This window comes from Ventrimonas faecis (genome assembly GCF_040096075.1).
Taxonomy (GTDB): domain Bacteria; phylum Bacillota; class Clostridia; order Lachnospirales; family Lachnospiraceae; genus Brotaphodocola; species Brotaphodocola faecis.
This window is the reverse complement of sequence record NZ_JBBMFJ010000012.1, coordinates 1-18,307: the sequence shown is the minus strand read 5'-3', so window position 1 is coordinate 18,307 and position 18,307 is coordinate 1. Positions and strand designations below refer to the sequence as shown.

General features: G+C 43.6%; 20 protein-coding genes and 1 pseudogene. 3 read left to right on the top strand and 18 right to left on the bottom strand.

Annotated elements, in window-relative coordinates; genetic code table 11:
- From WMO41_RS07265 to WMO41_RS07245, 5 genes are all read right to left on the bottom strand, one after another.
- Entirely contained in the window at nt 1–1,002 is a 1,002-nt protein-coding gene (locus WMO41_RS07265; protein WP_349229183.1) for a ThiF family adenylyltransferase, read from the bottom strand.
- A gap of 409 nt (nt 1,003–1,411) precedes the next feature.
- Nucleotides 1,412–1,870, bottom strand: coding sequence for a hypothetical protein (locus tag WMO41_RS07260; protein ID WP_118562749.1), 459 nt, complete (start codon nt 1,868–1,870; stop codon nt 1,412–1,414).
- Nucleotides 1,871–1,887: 17 nt separating this feature from the next.
- Entirely contained in the window at nt 1,888–3,678 is a 1,791-nt protein-coding gene (locus tag WMO41_RS07255; protein WP_349229182.1) for a Mov34/MPN/PAD-1 family protein, read from the bottom strand.
- A gap of 3 nt (nt 3,679–3,681) precedes the next feature.
- Complete coding sequence (locus tag WMO41_RS07250; RefSeq protein ID WP_349229181.1) at nt 3,682–4,383, bottom strand: hypothetical protein; 702 nt, start codon at nt 4,381–4,383, stop codon at nt 3,682–3,684.
- 13 nt (nt 4,384–4,396) lie between these two features.
- The gene (locus WMO41_RS07245) at nt 4,397–4,657 is read right to left on the bottom strand and encodes a hypothetical protein (RefSeq protein ID WP_178773187.1); all 261 of its coding nucleotides are present in this window, start codon (nt 4,655–4,657) and stop codon (nt 4,397–4,399) included.
- Nucleotides 4,658–4,982: 325 nt separating this feature from the next.
- On the opposite strand from WMO41_RS07245, the gene WMO41_RS07240 reads away from it, so the two are divergent.
- Nucleotides 4,983–5,480 (top strand): sigma-70 family RNA polymerase sigma factor, encoded by a 498-nt coding sequence (locus WMO41_RS07240; protein WP_178773188.1) that lies wholly within the window; start codon nt 4,983–4,985, stop codon nt 5,478–5,480.
- Nucleotides 5,481–5,499: 19 nt separating this feature from the next.
- The gene (gene rsiV, locus WMO41_RS07235) at nt 5,500–6,396 is read left to right on the top strand and encodes an anti-sigma-V factor RsiV (protein ID WP_349229180.1); all 897 of its coding nucleotides are present in this window, start codon (nt 5,500–5,502) and stop codon (nt 6,394–6,396) included.
- A 447-nt stretch (nt 6,397–6,843) separates the two neighbouring features.
- Here rsiV and WMO41_RS07230 read toward each other — a convergent pair whose 3' ends face one another.
- Together WMO41_RS07230 and WMO41_RS07225 are read right to left on the bottom strand one after the other, a co-directional pair.
- A complete protein-coding gene (locus WMO41_RS07230) occupies nt 6,844–7,008 on the bottom strand; it encodes a hypothetical protein (RefSeq protein WP_349229179.1) in 165 nt (54 codons plus the stop codon).
- Nucleotides 7,009–7,064: 56 nt separating this feature from the next.
- The gene (locus WMO41_RS07225; RefSeq protein ID WP_178773190.1) at nt 7,065–7,712 is read right to left on the bottom strand and encodes a phosphate propanoyltransferase; all 648 of its coding nucleotides are present in this window, start codon (nt 7,710–7,712) and stop codon (nt 7,065–7,067) included.
- A 755-nt stretch (nt 7,713–8,467) separates the two neighbouring features.
- Between WMO41_RS07225 and WMO41_RS07220 the strand changes: the two genes are divergently transcribed.
- Nucleotides 8,468–8,713 (top strand): DUF6061 family protein, encoded by a 246-nt coding sequence (locus WMO41_RS07220; protein WP_349229178.1) that lies wholly within the window; start codon nt 8,468–8,470, stop codon nt 8,711–8,713.
- A 50-nt stretch (nt 8,714–8,763) separates the two neighbouring features.
- Here the strand turns inward: WMO41_RS07220 and WMO41_RS07215 are convergent, their stop codons facing one another.
- The 11 genes and pseudogenes from WMO41_RS07215 to WMO41_RS07170 form a co-directional block, all read right to left on the bottom strand.
- Nucleotides 8,764–11,409, bottom strand: a complete 2,646-nt coding sequence (locus WMO41_RS07215) for an ABC transporter permease (protein WP_349229177.1) — start codon at nt 11,407–11,409, stop codon at nt 8,764–8,766.
- A 15-nt stretch (nt 11,410–11,424) separates the two neighbouring features.
- On the bottom strand, nt 11,425–12,096 hold the full coding sequence (locus tag WMO41_RS07210) for an ABC transporter ATP-binding protein (protein ID WP_006858253.1): 672 nt from the start codon (nt 12,094–12,096) through the stop codon (nt 11,425–11,427).
- A 135-nt stretch (nt 12,097–12,231) separates the two neighbouring features.
- Nucleotides 12,232–13,131 carry a sensor histidine kinase gene (locus tag WMO41_RS07205; protein WP_349229176.1) on the bottom strand — a complete coding sequence of 300 codons (900 nt, stop codon included), beginning with the start codon at nt 13,129–13,131 and terminating at the stop codon, nt 12,232–12,234.
- Nucleotides 13,124–13,801 (bottom strand): response regulator transcription factor, encoded by a 678-nt coding sequence (locus WMO41_RS07200; RefSeq protein ID WP_349229222.1) that lies wholly within the window; start codon nt 13,799–13,801, stop codon nt 13,124–13,126. The genes WMO41_RS07205 and WMO41_RS07200 overlap by 8 nt, the downstream gene beginning before the upstream one ends.
- Nucleotides 13,802–13,811: 10 nt before the next feature.
- Nucleotides 13,812–13,937 (bottom strand): annotated as a pseudogene (locus tag WMO41_RS16070) (DNA polymerase IV); the annotation flags it as partial.
- A 175-nt stretch (nt 13,938–14,112) separates the two neighbouring features.
- A complete protein-coding gene (locus WMO41_RS07195) occupies nt 14,113–14,838 on the bottom strand; it encodes a phosphoadenosine phosphosulfate reductase domain-containing protein (protein WP_349229175.1) in 726 nt (241 codons plus the stop codon).
- A gap of 138 nt (nt 14,839–14,976) precedes the next feature.
- The gene (locus tag WMO41_RS07190) at nt 14,977–15,357 is read right to left on the bottom strand and encodes a YodL domain-containing protein (protein WP_349229174.1); all 381 of its coding nucleotides are present in this window, start codon (nt 15,355–15,357) and stop codon (nt 14,977–14,979) included.
- On the bottom strand, nt 15,323–15,490 hold the full coding sequence (locus WMO41_RS07185; protein WP_349229173.1) for a hypothetical protein: 168 nt from the start codon (nt 15,488–15,490) through the stop codon (nt 15,323–15,325). The genes WMO41_RS07190 and WMO41_RS07185 overlap by 35 nt, the downstream gene beginning before the upstream one ends.
- 61 nt (nt 15,491–15,551) lie before the next feature.
- Nucleotides 15,552–15,989 (bottom strand): single-stranded DNA-binding protein, encoded by a 438-nt coding sequence (locus WMO41_RS07180; RefSeq protein ID WP_349229172.1) that lies wholly within the window; start codon nt 15,987–15,989, stop codon nt 15,552–15,554.
- A gap of 25 nt (nt 15,990–16,014) precedes the next feature.
- Nucleotides 16,015–16,746 carry a hypothetical protein gene (locus WMO41_RS07175; RefSeq protein ID WP_349229171.1) on the bottom strand — a complete coding sequence of 244 codons (732 nt, stop codon included), beginning with the start codon at nt 16,744–16,746 and terminating at the stop codon, nt 16,015–16,017.
- A 456-nt stretch (nt 16,747–17,202) separates the two neighbouring features.
- A complete protein-coding gene (locus tag WMO41_RS07170; RefSeq protein ID WP_349229170.1) occupies nt 17,203–17,643 on the bottom strand; it encodes a DUF4313 domain-containing protein in 441 nt (146 codons plus the stop codon).
- Between the last annotated feature and the right edge of the window lie 664 nt (nt 17,644–18,307).

Here is an 18,307-nt window from a genome sequence, read left to right as displayed (position 1 = left end):
TTATTCACTATCTTCAAAAAATATTCCCCTTTCTGCCCCCGCATTTACCGTAATAGCATTTCCCTTAAACACATCAAAATAAACTATTTTATATGGAAGGAACCCGTTTCTTAAAATTCCGAGAGTAGCTGATAAAGCCAGCATCGCCGCAGCCATATTGGTAATCCGATGCTGCGGTGAAGACTGGTTGATCACCCCACAGCTTAATTCACTTGCCCGTTTTTCCCGGCTACGCATGATTTCCGGGAAATAATACGGCCTGGAAGGCGACAGCATCTTTCCATTCTTTTTGACTGCAGCTACAACCTCGCCAGTGTGAAATTCATTTGCCGTATCGATCCAGATACCAGTAGGCGTCTGACGGAACCATTTTTCCATTTCCTGTCTGGCCCGGTGATTATCAACTGACCCAATCAGTATCGGGACCGTGCGTCTATAATACGCTCCTGACATCTGTTTAAAGACCACTTTTAACTGCTCTGCGGAGTCAATGTACATTGGATATGCTCTTACTTCGATCCCATAATGGTCTCTAAGAGCTTGTGCCAGTACCATTGCCTTATGCTGGCCAACATCATCTTTCAGGAAATTCTGCCGGTCAAGGTTCTTCTGCTCCACCCGGTCTCCATCGATTATGGACAATGCATAGGAGTTGCGTTCCTCCTTCGTTAAGGATGAAAGGATCGCCCCTAATTCCTTCAGATAATAAGAACCGGTCCCACCAGTGCCTACCACAACCAGTTGATAATGATAAACTTCGGTTGATTTCCGGCCCAGAGAAAGATCCAGCTTCTGGTCGTTATGAAGCTGTGGTCCTATTTGGGCCATTTTTTCATTCACACAAAATGTCCCGCATTCAACCTGTCCTTCTTCATAGACAGCCACAATCTTTGACATGGCAAGGTTCACCAAAAACATTCTTTCCAAATGCTTCCAGACAAAATCTTTGCTTTTCTCTTCCGTGTTTAAAAAAAATGGTTCCTCTCCACTTCCGTCATCCACATACAGCTTTGCATCTCCAAATTTCAGATACAGTTTTCTTTTCGCGGACAGTTTTTTCCATTCCGTTCGGTAGTCTCCAGGAATACTCCCATCGCTGCAATCAATCATAAAAACATAATCCCGTTTGGAAATCTGTAGTACCTGACTGTCTATAGAAAAATCTCCCGGAACAGCTGTCACCTCATAGTCATACTGTTCTTTCAAAAGTTCTGATAATAAAAGTGCCCTGTTCTGACCAAGATCTTCCCGGATATATACCGCGCCAAGGTCCTCTTTACTGATTGAACCAGGATCGAAAACCGTAATATCCGTCCGGATCAAATTTTCCTGTTTCATATGAAGATACGCAATCATTTCCTTTAAAAAGAAGGAGCCGGTCAAGCCAGCCCCTATCACAATTACATGCAGATTAATACGCATGTTTGTTTCTCCTTTCCCTGTTTACCATAAATTCTGGCAGTTTTAACACATCCGGCATCTCTTTTGTCCTTTCTTCAGATTCCAGAACGTATTGTAAAAGAAGCGCTTCCTGGCGCTTTTGGATCCTCCTGGCCGCTGCACGCTGCCGGGATCTCTTTTTCCTTGTGAGACAGCTATACCCCTTCGCCAAACATAGTCTGATCAGCTTCATCACACCATGCAGCAATAAGGATATAATAACCACAACGAAAAAGGCTTCCATAAGCACCAGAATACCAATTCCAATGATAAAAAGACTGCTATCCTCTAACAATGCAATTTCCGTTCCTGTAAGATAGGCTCTCTCTGACTTTGCATTCAGGGATTCCTGCATTGTTATCTCACTCTGCATCGCCCGGAATGCCCAACCGAACAGAAACCGGCCATACTCCTCCAATTTTTCAATCATAAACCTACCCCCTCCGATTATAATAATGCGACCAGCTGATCAGCATAACCACATCCACACAGCAAAGGATCTCCTTTTCTCCAGGTAAGCTCCTCTGCTGAAATCAGAAAATGATGATCCTGCGGACAGTAATCTTTCCGCAGGCCGCGGTCAATGGAATACACATGGAAAATACCTTCAAAAAATCGTGCCATTTCATACGATGGAACATAAATGGCTTTTGTCTTTTCCTGCCCCACCAGCACAATATAGTGGCTTCCATTTCCGTTGCTCTTGTTGTAGACCTGATGAAACCAGCCCAAAACCCAGGACTGCCGATCCTCGCCGGAATCATAAACAACCGCTTTCATCTGTTCTTCTGTGAGAAAAATCTGTTTATCTGCCCCTAGTACAGCTCGATAAACTTTCCTGTCATCGCCGCAGGATACCACGCCGTAAAGTCCAGGAAATGTTTCATCCTCATCATCTGTGGCAGAGAAAAAGGCCGGGATCCTGCCATGGGAATGAAATTCTCCAACTTTTACCAATCCTGAAACTTCATAACACTCTAAATAAGGCTCCCGTTCTGCTTCAACGGATGCATGATATACCTGTTGGAAGGGCACAAACCACTTAAAGTTGTTTCTTGTTGGATCATAAAAAAGATGCACAGCTACTTCGCTGTCACAGTTTTCGCAAAAAAACTGTGATATAGCTAACCAATAAGAAATATCCACTTTTTCAAGTTTCCAGATAAAGAGTTTCTGGTCACTTTCCAATGAACTTCCGCAGTAAAAGCATGGATGGTTCAGAATTTCATAGATTTCTCCCTGATACATCACCCGCTGTCTTCCGATGGAAAGCTGCATTTTATCCAGTGTTTCCTTATCATCCGCACCTTTTTTGCTGCCCTTTGTTCCCACATACAGAATGTTCTTGTCTTTTCCGAGCCAGGTAAACACCGCACCGGCCAGCCGGTATTCCAGATGTCCTTTTGCATCCAGGAAATTCAGCAGATCCTCTTCCGTGACGGACTTTTTACCGCCAAAATCCTCTGAAGATAAGTCATATGAGGTAAACATCAGAGATAACTTAACTCCGTCAATGGCATACTTGGTCACTTTAACCGTACTGGCACTGGATGCACCAGCATACTTCGGGCCAAGATAGTATTTTTCGCCACACGGGTACAGATCATATAAGGATCCATAACCATCAAGTTCCTTGAGCTGTTCTTCAAGTGTCTCTGCTTCTTCGCTGATTCCAATGGTAAGCTCTTCTCCTGCTTTCAGTACCATGATCTCTTCTGTATCTTCAAACGGTACGGTGATTGCAGAAGATTCTGCCGGAAGGAGCACAACATTGTTTTCGTTTTTAAACAAAGTAAGCTTTAATCCGCTAAGCCCCTTGCTCTTTAACACATACTCAAACAGATTTGTAAGGTCCACTTCACCTGTTAATGCCGTAACATCCACTGCTTCTGCTCCAAAGAACACCTGCATTCCGTCAACCGAGATGGTTCCTTTTTCCACTCCTTCATGATTCTTCGGGCGGCACAAATATGCATCCTCTTTCTTTGAAACATCACAGATTGCAAAGAATGGGCCCTGCTCTGCCAGAAACTGCTTCACTTCTTCCTCTGTTCCTGTTCCCTCCGTCATCATCAGATCACCAGCAACACTCTTTAACGTAAGGGGCAACTTGTAAACCGTTTTCGGCGCAGCTTTTTTCTTCTGCTTTTCTTCCTTCTTCTTTCTCGGTGCCTCTTTCTTCTTTGCCTCAGCCTTCAGCTCATTAAATTCCTCAAAATCAAAAAAACTCATCTGCATAACCTATTTTCCTCCTCTTATCGCAACACATAAGTTGCTTAATTGATTTCCGTTTTCTTGCAGCCATTTCTGTGGGAACACTTCCATTTCCTTAAGTGTTTCCAGAAGACCGGACTGTTCTTTAAATTCCGGATGCTCCACGATCCGGTTCTGGTACAGATCATTATTGGTTTCTGCATCAAAAAATGACTGGATCAGCTTCTCCGCATCTTTGATCGAAGTCATTTTCGGAAATACCGTATTTCCCCAACATATTTTTCCATTATCATATACATTTCCAAATGGGTAATAACATAACCTGCTGGCCGGCCCGATCATCCCGGATGCATCCCGCTTTAAGGCAAAACAAAAAGAGGCGGATAACATCCCCTCTCTTACCTTAAATAGAAATGCCAGATCCGGAAACACAACCTGTTTTGGTACTCCAAACAGATAAATAACCCCCAGATGTGCTGAAACCGTGATGATCACATCAAAGCTCTGTTCCTTATTCTGGATCAGTACCCCGTCATAAAATCCGTTTGGTATCTGTCCGATTTCAAGGCATCTCTCCTGCTCCGCTTCAATCGTGCTCATGGCCCTGATGAAATCGGCCATCGTAACTGTTTTTTGAACAGCACTTCCATCACCGAAGGAAAACTCCACTCGAACTTTTGCGAAAGTTTCCTCATCACTGACTGCTGCCCATTTTACAATATTGCTCACCTTGTCCCTCCTCTTACAACATTCTCCGTCGTTTCACTACAGAACATCGCTTGATCTGTTCAAAAAAGCTATGCACCAGCGCCTCCGAATTGTACCGCGTCTGATAAGCCCATACTCCGGCATCAAGAACATCAAACAATTCTTCGATTGGAATTTCTCTAGTGATCGGACTCACCGGTGAAAAAAACGCCTCTTCATTCCGTCGTTCCTTTTGCTTTTTTTCATCCCATCGCTCTTTATAGAGCAGTTCATACATCCGCTTAACCTCGGACATATTTTTTCTCTCCTTTCCTGGTTCGTCTATAAAATAAAAAAAGCCAATGCACACTTATGCATTGACTAAAAAATAGACTACCCCTTTTCAATGATCCGCAAGATCTCACCCATAGCCAGAGGCCACTATCATCGAAAGAAATAATCTTGGTTTGATTATAGCATTGATGGCTCTAATTAACAAGGAACATTTCATATTGCCGGAAGCGGCATTATTATAAATAAATAATTGCATAAAAAATTCAGATCAAGTTATAATTTCCTTGCAACTTTTTCTTCTCTTTATCCGTCTAATATATGAAAACAAAAAGAAAGGAAATTATGTAATGATCCATTCTAGCGCGCGGGATTCCATTACCGTAGAGACCGAACAGGTCTTGATTGAAAAATATGACCGGCTATACCGGTTAGCTTACAGTTATGTTCACAATGAAGATGATGCCCTGGATATCGTCCAGGAAAGTGCCTGCAAAGCCATATATCAGTGCAATTCCTTAAAAGATTCTACGAAGCTTTATGCCTGGATCTGCCGAATTGTGGTAAACACCACTATGGATCTTTTAAGAATCAGGAAAAAAGAGGATCTTCCCGGGGAACTTCCAGAACAGGCGTCTGAAGATGTTTACCAGGAAACCGATTTAAAAAATGCCCTTGAGAGCCTGGAACCTCAAAACCGCACGATTGTTATCCTACGGTATTGTGAAGACATGAAACTGGAAGATATTGCACTGGCTGTTAATGAAAATCTGAATACTGTAAAAACCAGGCTTTACCGTTCTTTAAAAAAGCTGCGTATCAACCTTGAAGCACCTGACACCAACTGACCAGAAAGGAGTTCCTACTATGAAAGAAAACAATCATACACTTTATGATTTAAAACAGGAATATGAGCAGATTCCCGTTTCTCCACATGCCAAAGAACGTATTTTAGCCGGAATTGCACAAGGCAAAGCATCTGTTAAGGAACAGGCAAATTCCGCAAATGTGAAAAACAGGAAAAATAAACCACGCCTCGTTTATATTTTACGAAACACCGGTGCAACTGCTGTGGCAGCCATGGTCGCGCTGGTAATCCTTACAAACGTGAACCCTACCATCGCAAATGCCATGGAAAATGTTCCTATCCTTGGCCTAATTTCCAAAATCGTTACCTTTCGGACTTACGAAAACCAGACCAATCACTTTGAAGCTAAAGTGGATGTCCCGGAAATAGAATCTGCACCTGCAGAAATCAACCAGAGCATTGAAGAATATGCCAATGCCTTAATCTCTCAGTATGAAAGCGACCTGCACTCATCCCAGGGAGAAGGCAATTACTCGCTCACTTCGTCTTACCAGGTTGTAACGGATACAACCAACTATCTCTGCCTACGAATTGATACCACGCTGGTAATGGCCAGTGGAACCGAATATACCAAAGTTTTCACCATTGATAAACGCACTGGCAAAATAATTTCTTTGTCTGATCTTTTCCGTAACAAGCCAGAAATACTCACTGTGATCAGTGAAAATATAAAGGAACAGATGCAGGCGCAAATGGCTGCTGATTCCTCTGTTACCTATTTTTATAACAGTGATACGCCAGAATGGGATTTTAAAGAATTAAGAGGTGATGAAAGCTTTTATTTCAATGAGAAAGGTGAACTTGTGATCACCTTTGATGAAACGGATGTTGCCCCCGCTTACATGGGCGCGGTAGAATTTGCCATTCCACAATCAGTAACTGGCACACTGGAATAAACAGCAGGTGCATTCCTACATTAATATATAGAAAGAAGAAGCTGTCGCAATCATCAAAATTAGATGATAAAGCGGCAGCTTTCGCTTTTATACAGCAAAAGGAGCTGCGCCCTACAAATAATCATTCAAGGCAGACGTCTAAAATCCTTAAACCAGTGGTTCAACAAGCGGTATGCCTGTTTGCGAAGTATCAAAGATAAGCAGCCTTTTGGAAGAAATACTACAAAGCACCATGCAGCCTTTCAGAAAAGCGAAACAACCAAACCCGTGATCATATGAGCAAAGCTGCCAAGAAGATGATCCAATACTGTATTCAAAAAGAGGTCGGAACGTTGATTATTGGCTACAACAATATGTTCCAGCAATCTTGGCCGGCAGATGAATATTTAAACGATGAATCTCCGGATTCCTTTACAAGATTCAGTAAATCTGAAAAGCAATCCTGTATCAATGCATCTTTTCCTGATGTACTCGTTCATTTTCATTTAAAAAATAGGTTGCACGCAAAATAGCTCGCTCCCCTACAGTTTCACGGATCATGGAAATATTTTTCATAAATTCGTGTTTTGATACCTGGCTAAGCACATCCTTTCCAAAACAATCTGCAACCATTTTTATTTCTTCCAGAATTGCAGTATCATCCGGTGTCAGACTCGCATGAGAACTCTTTATCTTTCGTGTATAATTCTTACAGTAGAAGAAGAATCCAGTCCCATTGCATTGGCCTCGTCCACATCCAGATGACATTCCAGAATAGATCGCTCTGCTACACAAATTATCGTATTTCTTAAAATTCCACCGCGCTCTCCGCCAACTTCAATGCATACACTTTCTCCATTTTGTACGCCCAAGCGTTCCGCATCAGCCAGTGACATATGAATATGACGTTTTGCCACCATTACGCCACTCTCTATTTGAGTGGAACCTTTTGGACCAACAAGGGTAATTCCCGGAGTTCCAGTACATTCTCCAGAAAGCCTAACCGGTGCTTCTATACCAAGTTTTAAGCAATCACTAGCCAGAATTTCAACCTGACTTGCCTTGCGAATTGGCCCAAGAATTCTCACCTTCTCAATTGTGCCATTTGGTCCACACACATCCACAGTTTCCTTACAGACGAACTGGCCCGGCTGAGAAAGCTCCTTAAATTTTGTCAGTTCATATCCAGCACCATAAAGCTTTTCCAAATCTTCTGTCATAAGATGCACATGACGATTAAAAACACCCACGGGAATCTGTTCGGAATCTATATTGTTATCGGAAGTACTTTTTACTGCTGCCAGGATAATTTTCATAATTGTTTCGCACTGATCCAACGGTATTTTCCTCCCTGTTATGCTTATAACCTACTTGTTGATAGATAAAATTATCTGTAAAATTATTTACCGCGGCGCTCCAGTTTTCATGACCAGTAATGAACTGCCCTCCCCTTGCATCACAGCACCCTATCTTCTAAGTATATTTTTTCTTTCTGAAGCATAAATTCCCCACCCTCATCTTATTATCAACATCATATAGCATACGGTGATATGCAATTTTTGTCGATAAATGAAGTGATATAGAATATGCACAAAATAACACTCTTATAATTTTCCCTGCTTACCATGCCCCCTCTACCATCTTTTGGCACTATTTCCTGATGATCTAATGCCTGCATTCATTTACAATTTTATTTATAATACTTCTAAAGAATAATATATAGTTTTATAAATAATGCGATGATCCATCCCGGCACCTGATCCGTCGAAGGAGCATTTCTTCCAGGAAATGCCTTTCTGGCTGTAGAATGACAAACTCGCACTCATACTGCTCCAATTCCAGTCGAACTTTCTCTATATTTTTTCGAATACATGAAAATTCCATACCTGTATCAAAATAGACGCAGTGCGTTAACGGCCAGTTCTTCTCCATAAGCCCTAAAACCATTGGCTTAACAGTAATAAGGAACTAATTCACTTACCAACTGTTAGCTGACGGTTTCCGGGGTGCATACGGACAAATCCCTTCTGATTTCTAACAGGAAGTCAGACTGGATTTTCTATTTTATAATCAGAATTATGGAGGATATACTGTGAAAGTCTTAATATCTTGTGCCTACAACATTGATAACTGCCATGTAGGACTGAAATTCTTAGATGGCAGCAAGATTACCATTGATACGATTGCGGCGGAAAACGAGGTTGGCGACAATATGTATCAGCGGTCAGAGCTGGACTATCTAATCTACAATGATCCGATTGGATATGCAGACCTTGTTTTGAACGGAAACCCCGAAATTTATCTAAAAACTGTAACTGAATATAAACCCTTAGATTAAAACTCAGCCCTCTGCCTTTCCATTGGCAGAGGGCCGTTTTTGCTTAACAGTTATTGAGCATCCCTTAATTGCTCTACAACGCTGCATTTCGCTGCGTTGTCATACATCATGCAAGGAATAAGCCACCCCAGCAGAAGAAATACCGGAATTGTCAGCAGGACAGGCAGAATGGTGAATCGATACTCAAAGAACCAGAACATACTGCCCAGCATTTTTCCTGCAAGAGGTCCAACCACCAGTGACAGAATAAAGGCCGCCGCTACGGAGGACATTGCGTAAAACAATCCCTCGTAGATCAGCATGGTTTTGAGCTGCCGGTTCGTCATTCCTACAGCCTGAAGCACAGCAAATTCACGGCGGCGGGAAAGAATACCGGTCATCATGGCGTTGAAGAAATTTAAGAGTCCCACCAGTCCGATGATAGCACAGAGGATACCACCTACCAGAAGGAACATCTGCCGGAACTGAGCAAACTCAGAGCGAGCCGTGGCTTTGCTTTCATACATCAAGGGCGAAAACTCACCGGCAGTGAGCTTCGATAGATATTGCTCTGCTTCGGCTTCGTCAGCGTCGTCCGCTGTGTCGAACAGGTAGAGCATCGGAATGGCCGCACCACCGCTGTCCCTCTGTGCGGTATCCACAGACAAAATTGCCTCATATCCAATACCACCATAACGATAACTCATGGAATGCGGAAGCTCTACCAAGGCGCAGACCGTGTACTCTACATCTCTGGCTCCATACAGTTTTTCCTGAAGGTACTCCTCCGGTGTATCTTCGGTGCAGAGTTTCCCAGTGTGGCTGTCGATATATTTCACATCGTCCGCATAGGTAGCTGTGATCGTGTCTCCCACCTTGGGGTAGTATTCAGGATTGGGCAGATTACCGTAGTCATCTAAGAAAACCGCAATGGCAATAGCGTTATTGTTTGGCTCCAGCATAGGAGAAATATCTCCATCGAATACTTGCAGCTTGTCAAACAGGCTGTTATCCAGAGCCTCGATTCTGGTCTTTCCCATCACCATATTGCCCCGGTGCTCCATGCGGCTCATATGGCTGTCCAACTGCTCAGCACTTTCGAACAATGCATAGTCCTGCCGCAAAGCATCCTCCGTCATCCACAGATATGCGGGTTTTCGCACAGCATATCCCGTGCCGGAAAGACTGGCCTTTGTGTTTGCTGCGATCTCTTCGATTTGTTCTGGCGTAATGAATTCATCTGCCGGGTTGTAACGGAAATAGTCGGGCGTGCTGACGATAAAATCGGCGCAGGTCATGGAGGATACATATTTCTCCATGCTGAAGCCGCCCACAAAGGCACACAGCGCATTGAACAGTGTCACCGACAGTGCCAGAGACACCACCACCAGCACCGTCTTTTTTTTGTTTCGTCCCAGATTGGCAAAGGCCATCTGATGGAGCTTCGCTCTCCGGGTACTGCGCTGTTTTTTCTTGGTCTGCATCGCATCTGTATATTTGGTAGCCTCCACCGGAGAAACCCTGGCTGCCATTTTCCCGGGATTGGAGCAGGACAAGAGCACCGTCAGCAGAGCAAACAGCACGGAGCCAACAAAGATCACAGGCGAAGTGCTGATGGTGGTGATGCCTGCATCCAACTGGGTGGAGCGCAAGACAACAGGCACCAGAACAGCGCCAATGCCATAGCCCAGCAGCAGCCCCGCCGGAATGCCGATCAGACAAAGCAGAAGTGCCTGCTGGCGAATGATGCGTTTGAGCTGCCGGGGCGTTGTGCCAATGGTTTTCAGAAGCCCGTAAAACCGGATATCCCCCGCAACAGAGATCTGGAAAATGTTATAGATGATAAGATACCCGGTGAAAATCACCAGCAGCAAAAAAGCTGCTATGGCGATCATCAGCTCTGGATCGAGCTGCGACTCCAGCTGGGATGAGGTATATCCCCAATTGACACCGATTCGGACGCTGTTGGGATCAGTAAAGCTGTCCCATGTGTAGCCAAGATCGGTATCCACCTGCTCCATCTGCCCTTGAATGTTTGTACTGGAAGCCATCATGACATTCAGGTCAGTGCGGAAGGGCTGTAGCCCTGTTTTCACTGCCTGCGCTTCAATGTCATCTGCGTAATCACGGCTGATGTTGATGTAGTGAACAGGCATTAGTTCATCATAGTCCCAATAGCCTACCAGCGTAAAGGTATCTGTTACCGTAAAGCCGGTTTGATTCTTGTCCGTAATGGAATAGGAAACCGTGACCTTTGCGCCCAGCTCCGGTGTCACGCCAAGCAGCTGCAATGCTGCTGTATCCATGGCAACTTCTTTGCCGCTTTCGGGCATCCGTCCGGTAGTGGGGGTGGCATAGCTCCATTTGGTGCAGTTGGCGTCCATGTAGCTGATCTCTGCAGGCGTTTTGGCAAAGACACCCTCCGCAGTGATGCCGATTGCCTTCCGTGCCCCCACAGCCTTCACCTTTGGGTGGGCAGCGATACGTTCCGCCTGCTCGGGGGAAACATCCTTAAAGGTGCCGTGCGCATAGCCGCCTACCTGTCGAAACTGGTAGGTTTCATAACTGGCGTTCAATGACAAGACAATGGTGAACATGGACGTAAATAGCAGAGTTGTCAGCGCAATGGCAAAAATGGCGATCAGATTGCGGCGGCGGTTCGCATAAAGAGATTTTAAGCTGAGCTTCCGAATACATTTTCTGTTTTTGACATTCATCGTAGCCACCTCCCGTTAGTTCTGGGAGACGATCCGACCATCTTCGATACGGATAATGCGGTCTGCCATCTGCGCAATTTCTTCGTTGTGGGTGATCATTACGATTGTCTGGGCGAACTTTTGACTGGTGACTTTCAAAAGGCTCAATACATCCTGACTGGTTTTGGAATCCAGATTACCTGTCGGTTCATCTGCCAGAATGATAGCGGGTGCGGCTGCCAGCGCACGGGCGATTGCTACACGCTGCTGCTGACCGCCGGAGAGCTGATTGGGCAGCGCATCCAGACGATCATCCAGCCCAAGGGTCTGTACAATCTGCTGTACGAAATCCTTATTGACCTTGCCACCGTCCAGCTCAATGGGTAGAACAATATTTTCATACACATTCAGCACCGGAACAAGATTATATGCTTGGAACACAAAGCCGATTTTCCTGCGGCGGAAGATGGTCAGCGCTTCCTCCTTTAGGGAGAAAATATCCTGTCCGTCCACCATGACCGTGCCGCTTGTAGGGCGATCCAGCCCGCCCAGCATGTGCAGCAGCGTGGATTTGCCGGAGCCGGATGTGCCGACAATTGCAACAAATTCGCCCTTCTTTACACTTAAATCAACTCCATCCAACGCATGAACTGCGTTATTGCCGGAGCCATAAATCTTTTTCAGGTTTTTTGCCTGTAAAACTTCCATAAATGAGTACCTCCATGAAAAAATCTGTATGTATGAAAGGAAATGATCCTTTGATGCATACAGATTATCGCATAGGAATCTTTCCACATTCTTTCCGGCGGAAAATGAAATCTAACAGTTTTGATAGAATTGTTGTTATTTCGGCAGAAATATGGAAAACGTACTTCCTTTTCCCGGAACGGAAGCAACCTTGATATAACCGCCCTCGCCGGATATGATCTGTCGGGCAAGGTATAAGCCGATGCCGACCCCTTCTTGTTTCTGTACACTATTTGAGCGGTAAAAGCGAGCAAATATCTTCGCTTGCTCACTTTCCGGGATGCCTGAACCGGTATCCGATATATCGATCCTTGCAAACATTTCATAGCTTACGGCAGAAATAGTAATGGTGCCATGCTCTGTATATTTGATGGCGTTGTCTACGATATTAGCCAGCGCTTCCGCTGTCCATTTGAAGTCGAATACAGCAAAAGCATCTGTATCCTGCATTTGCAAAGACAATCCTTTTTCAGAATCCTTGGCAGTATATTGTTCTACCACACTTTCAAGCAGCGGCTGCAGCGCTGCTTGCTGAGGGGAGAGTGAAATGATCCCGTTTTCCAGTCTGGAAAGCTTTACGAGAGAATCGATCAGAAATCGCAGCTTTTCCGATTGTTTGTACAGCGCCTCCACATTTGCCTTCGCCGATGCAGGCAAAGTTTCCTCCATCAAAAGCTCGCTGTATAACAGCAGATTTGCAATCGGCGTTTTCGTCTGGTGGGAAATGTCCGCAATCAAGGTTTTGATTTTGTCTTTTTCCTGCGCTATGTTTTGAGAAGATGCTTCTGCGGCGGAAAGATAGTGCGCAAACTTCGTTTCCAATGCAGATAGCTGGCTTTCATCAAAATTGGTTTCAGAAAAGGAGCCGGTCATGGCAGCGTCCAGCATCCTTTCGATTTCTTCCATCGTTTTTCTGATCTTCCTCCGCTCCCATAATACAGCAGCTATCGCCGCCAGAAAACATAGCAGTATGATCACAATGCCGGTTTTATTCATCTTTTGTCACCCAACTATAACCGATTCCGTAGATGGTTTTAATGTATTTCTGTGCGCCAAGCTTATCCCTCAGACGCTTGATCGTAACAGACAAAGCATTTTCATCCACATATTCTGCGCCATCTGTCCAGATCCGGTCGACAAGGGCTCCACGGGTCATGGTTCGGCCACGATTTTCAACAAGCAGACGCAGTAATTTTTGTTCTGTTTTACTCAATTCCACTTTTGAATCTCCCACATAAAAGGTCATAGCCTCAAAGTCAAAGTGAAATAGATCCATATGGAACGGCGCATTTTTATGGTTTGACGCTTGCTTTCGCAGTTGGGTATTCACCCTTGCCCGCAAAACCGAAAGAGAAAAGGGCTTGGTAATGTAATCATCAGCACCTCTCTCCAGTCCGTCTACGATGTCCAGATCGGTGTCATTGGCAGTCAGCAGAATAACAGGAACCCCGGGCGTGTTTTCCTTGATCTCCCGGAGCAGCTCAAGCCCACTGCCATCCGGCAGATTGATATCCAGCAGGATCATGGATACACTCCCGCAAAGCAATTGTTCTCTTGCCGCTTTTAGATCATGGCAGGATATAATCTGACGGTCATCTGCTTTCAGCGCTTTGCCTAAGCCTTGATTCAAACCGATATCATCTTCAACAATCAGTAATTGCTCCATATATCTCATGATCTCCTCCCACGGCACTCACCATCTGTCGCAAATCCTGCTTCCCACCCAGATGATGGATCCTGTAACATGCCTCCCAGGATAAAAAGGCAGAATTCACATCTACATGAAAAATAACTTTTTTCATATTTGCTCCTTTAAATCGAACTCCTGTTCTGTTTATATTTTAAGCATTTCGTTTCCAGATGTCAATATGGGATTTTCAGGCAAAAAAAGCGGCTGACCTTTTCGATCAACCGCTCATAGATATTATTTCACACATTTAGCATTCTGCTATGCCAAAACTCTGCTCCGCAAGATCCTTATACTTCCCAGAGTCCCCGCTGTCTTCCCCTTTTTACGAACCGCTCCTCTAAATCAAAAATAGTATACGGCGGCTTGTATGGCTCCTCGATATAACTCTGAAGAGCTCTAAGCTTGTCCCAATACTGCGGCAGGTTATGATAAATTGCGTTCAGCTCCCGCAAATTTTTATTCCGGCAGCACCAGCAGCTTACTCGGTCAAGAATAGAATACAGCTCTATGCCTCCCTCCTGCCAGCTATATCCCTTCGCATAACAATACTGAAGACACTGATATTCAGTCCAGCCCCATTCGACCAATGGATAGCTCTTTCCCTTTACCCGGCCAGATTCATCTGCTGCGATTCCTATGTACTCCACCGCATTTGCTCCAAGCGATTTTACATATTTTTCGCAGGCATTGATCTTAAGGCGTGTCATCCAGCGGCATGGCCCACCGCACCAATAACTTCCATAATGCGATGATCCATCCCGGCACTTGATCCGACGAAGGAGCATTTCTTCCAGGAAATGCCTTTCCGGCTGTAGAATAACAAGCTCGCACCCATACTGCTCCAATTCCAGTCGAACTTTCTCTATATTTTTTCGGATGCATGAAAACTCCATACCGGTATCAAAATAGACGCAGTTCGTAAGTGGCCAGCCCTTTTCCATAAGCCCTAAAACCATTGCCATGGAGTCCTTTCCTCCTGAGATAGAGGCAACATATTGTTTTTCTTTTTCCATAATCACCATATTCCAGAACTGGATATGGCAGCACCTGTAGCCTCCCATGCTACTAATCATTCCTGATCCTCACGCTGTTTTCAGGTGCTTTATGCGAAGTACAACACTCTTATCGCAACCTGGTCTACCAGGATCTGATTATTTTCCTTTCTCTAAGTTTTCTTTCCCATCCTTCAAAACGAGTTTTCCCGTACCAGCAAAAGAAATCTTCTTAAATCCCACAGAATCGCAAAAGAATAATTCTTTGCCATCGATCTGAATAATATCTCCTACTGACATGGAACGCATCTTTTTTCTATTGGGACGATCTGGACGATTTAATCGTTCATACAGACCTTCCATAACTACTGATATATTCAGTGCCGTTCCTTCCTGCTCCTTCACTTCCGTCTCATAAACAATTTCATAATCCGTACGAATTGGATTAAGCTTAAATTTCTGAAGCTGCTCCAGTGAAAGAAACATCATTTTTATCCCACGTTCATTATCCTCTTTCAGCATCAATATCTCGATCTTCATAATCTTCCTTTTCTCTTTGATAAGCTCTACTCCAGTCAACCGGCTCTCCAAAATAGGCCGGCGTCATATCAACACCACCATACCCTTCAGGGAAGCGCTCTGTAATATCCGGTATATACTGCTTCATTTTCATTCCCCTTTCGTAAAATAAAGAAGGCTCCTAAAAATCAGAACCTCCTCTAATATGTACATATTTAGTTAAATGGCAACCCCTCATCTTCTACACCATTCGGTATTGACATAAAGCCATCACCGATCGGCTTTCCCATTTCTGGTGCCGTTTTTCCTCCCGCTGACGTATTTTTACTATCAGCAAATTCCTGATCATCTGCGATGATGTCTGTGGTATAAACACGCTGACCTTCTTTGTTGGTGTAACTGCCTGTCTGAATACGTCCGGACACCAGTACACGCATCCCCTGACGAAAATACTTTTCTGCAAACTCACCTGCTCTGTCAAATGCCACGATGTTAATAAAATCGGCTGTCTGCTCATTTCCGTCCTGGCTCTTTCTTGCTCCTCTCCGGTCAACGGCCAGTGTATATCTGGCAACTGCCATGGAGCGCTCGCCCTGAGTGTATCTGACTTCCGGATCCCGGGTCAAACGACCCATCAATATAACTCGATTCATGCTTTATCCTCCATTTCATTATTTTTTATTCTCTTACAGAGGGTTCCTCAAAAACAATTCGTCGCTGACCGTGGAATTCATCTCTATGTCCATAAAAGGCCAGTTCTTTTCCTTCCCGGTAGGTACGCACAAATTTAGAAAACTCTATATATTTCTCAATCTTTGAGTACTGACCACTAAAAATTACAAACAGAAACTTTTCTTCTGTCGCTATGTCCACACAATCTGCTTTATAGCATTTGTTACCTGCAGAAAGAGAAGATGCAAAACGAATTTTATATAAATTCTTTTCTTCCTTGCGCTGCTTATTCCCATTCTGTCCTCTGCGCTGCTTGCCGCTTCGGATCTGACTGATGCCAATCTGGAGCAACTTACAAGCATTTTTGAAACTTTCCGATTGCGCGGCCGCGATACCTGTTTTTAAGCCAGACGGCTTTCCAGTATCTTTAAGAACAATGATATTGCTGCCTCCAAGCGCAGACTTTCGGATCAAAGCATTGCGTTCATCATCATAAATAATCAGAACCGTCTTAGCCACTGCTACAAAACGCCCCAATACTTCCTGGATACCTTCATACGTAACTAAATTATCATAATTTAAGACCCCGACTACGCTATTCAAACGTTCTTCCAGGCTTTCAACAGGAATATACGTTTCATTTTTTTCATTCTTCTTAAGTTCCTCTTCTGGAAATGGTGCCTTCAATTCACTCAGCACCTGATCCAAAGATTTTCCATTCACTGTGCCTTTCATCACACACCTTCCTCCTCTATTTTTGAAAAAAAATAGCCAATGTAACATTCACATTGACTTAATCTAAGAATCCCATTTCAATACAGATGCAGTCACAAACCCACACTCCGTAAAAATAACTTGCATGAAAAGATATGGTTTAATGGGAGTATAACATTGCCATCAATGCCTGTCAACAAATCTAAGGCCACACCAAATTCTCGGTGCTACACTTTGACTTTTGTATTCTTAGACTCTGATAGAAGCTTTCCAAAATGCAGCTGACTATTTTCAGCCAGCCGCTAAGTCCGTAAAATCCGCATTTAATCCGGAAATAACACGAAATACTTCTTCTATTTTTCTCGCAGGAGAACATATTATTTCCATAGAAAGCATACGCTACTGCTGCTATCTTTCCCTTAAGGAAAGATGCTTTTAGAGCAGATGACTGATCATCATCCAGTGCTAGATAATTTTCCGTTAAATCTGCATCTTTTTAATTAACGTATAATCATCCAGATCCTCTTCTTCATCCTCTAATGAACACTTTTCCCCATGGAGTTCCCGGTACGCACACACTCCGTCTGGGTCAAATTCTGCAAGCCGGTCAAGATCAAATGATACCTTTGAAAAAGTACAGTATCCTGATAAGGCTGTTTCAGGTAAAATTTTTCCCAGTTGATACTTTCTAATGAACTGTAATTTGGACTCGGAATAATTGTGATCAATGAACGCTTCATTTTCCTTTACAGCTTCACGAGGCAGATTTACAGTCAGGTCACCAAATGGCTCCCATGCTCCGTATTCTTCTTTGTATAATCCAATGTAAAGCCGTTTTCTGTCAATATAAGATAATACTCTTATGAGCAAATCCTCATGGCCACATTCCCAGTCATATCCCAGTGTTTTAAATTCTTTCATAGTTATCCTCTCTTTCCTGTTTTCATTTTCCTGTTTTTTTTAATTAAATCATTTTTTCACAGGTCATTGCATAGTAATTGAAACAACTGAATAGAAATCCCACCGCGGCAAAGCCGGATAAAATCTGCTCTCATAAGTTTCATTGACATCATCCTCCTTTCTGGCACGAAAAAAGGAACCTCCAACAGGAAGTTCCTCCAATGTGTATTATTCTGTTTATTTGCAGAATTCCTCCATTACCTGGTCTTAATGACGCTCACTTTGCCAGAGGCAAATATAATTGAAATGAAAGAATTTGTAATTATTTTATCATCGAATTCTTTCCAACGCAAGGATTGTTACACTAAAAAAGCAAATAATCAAACAGATATGCTATGCTGCCTAAATCCTGTGGACATAAAAAATATAAAAGACATAGAAGACATGGTTCTATGTGGCGTACATATAAGGCTTACAGGCAGATATTTCAGGCAATATTTGGGGCTGTGAAAAAACATAGCCTATAAAAAAGAAGGACCAAGGATTCATAATGAATCCAAGGTCCTCTTTTTGTGTTAAAATTAATCTGCAATGAAAAAAATAACACACACTTATTCTAACCCCAAACAGGCAGTTTTGCCAATACTAATTCAAGATTATCTGGACATTTGTGATCCGGTGCTGA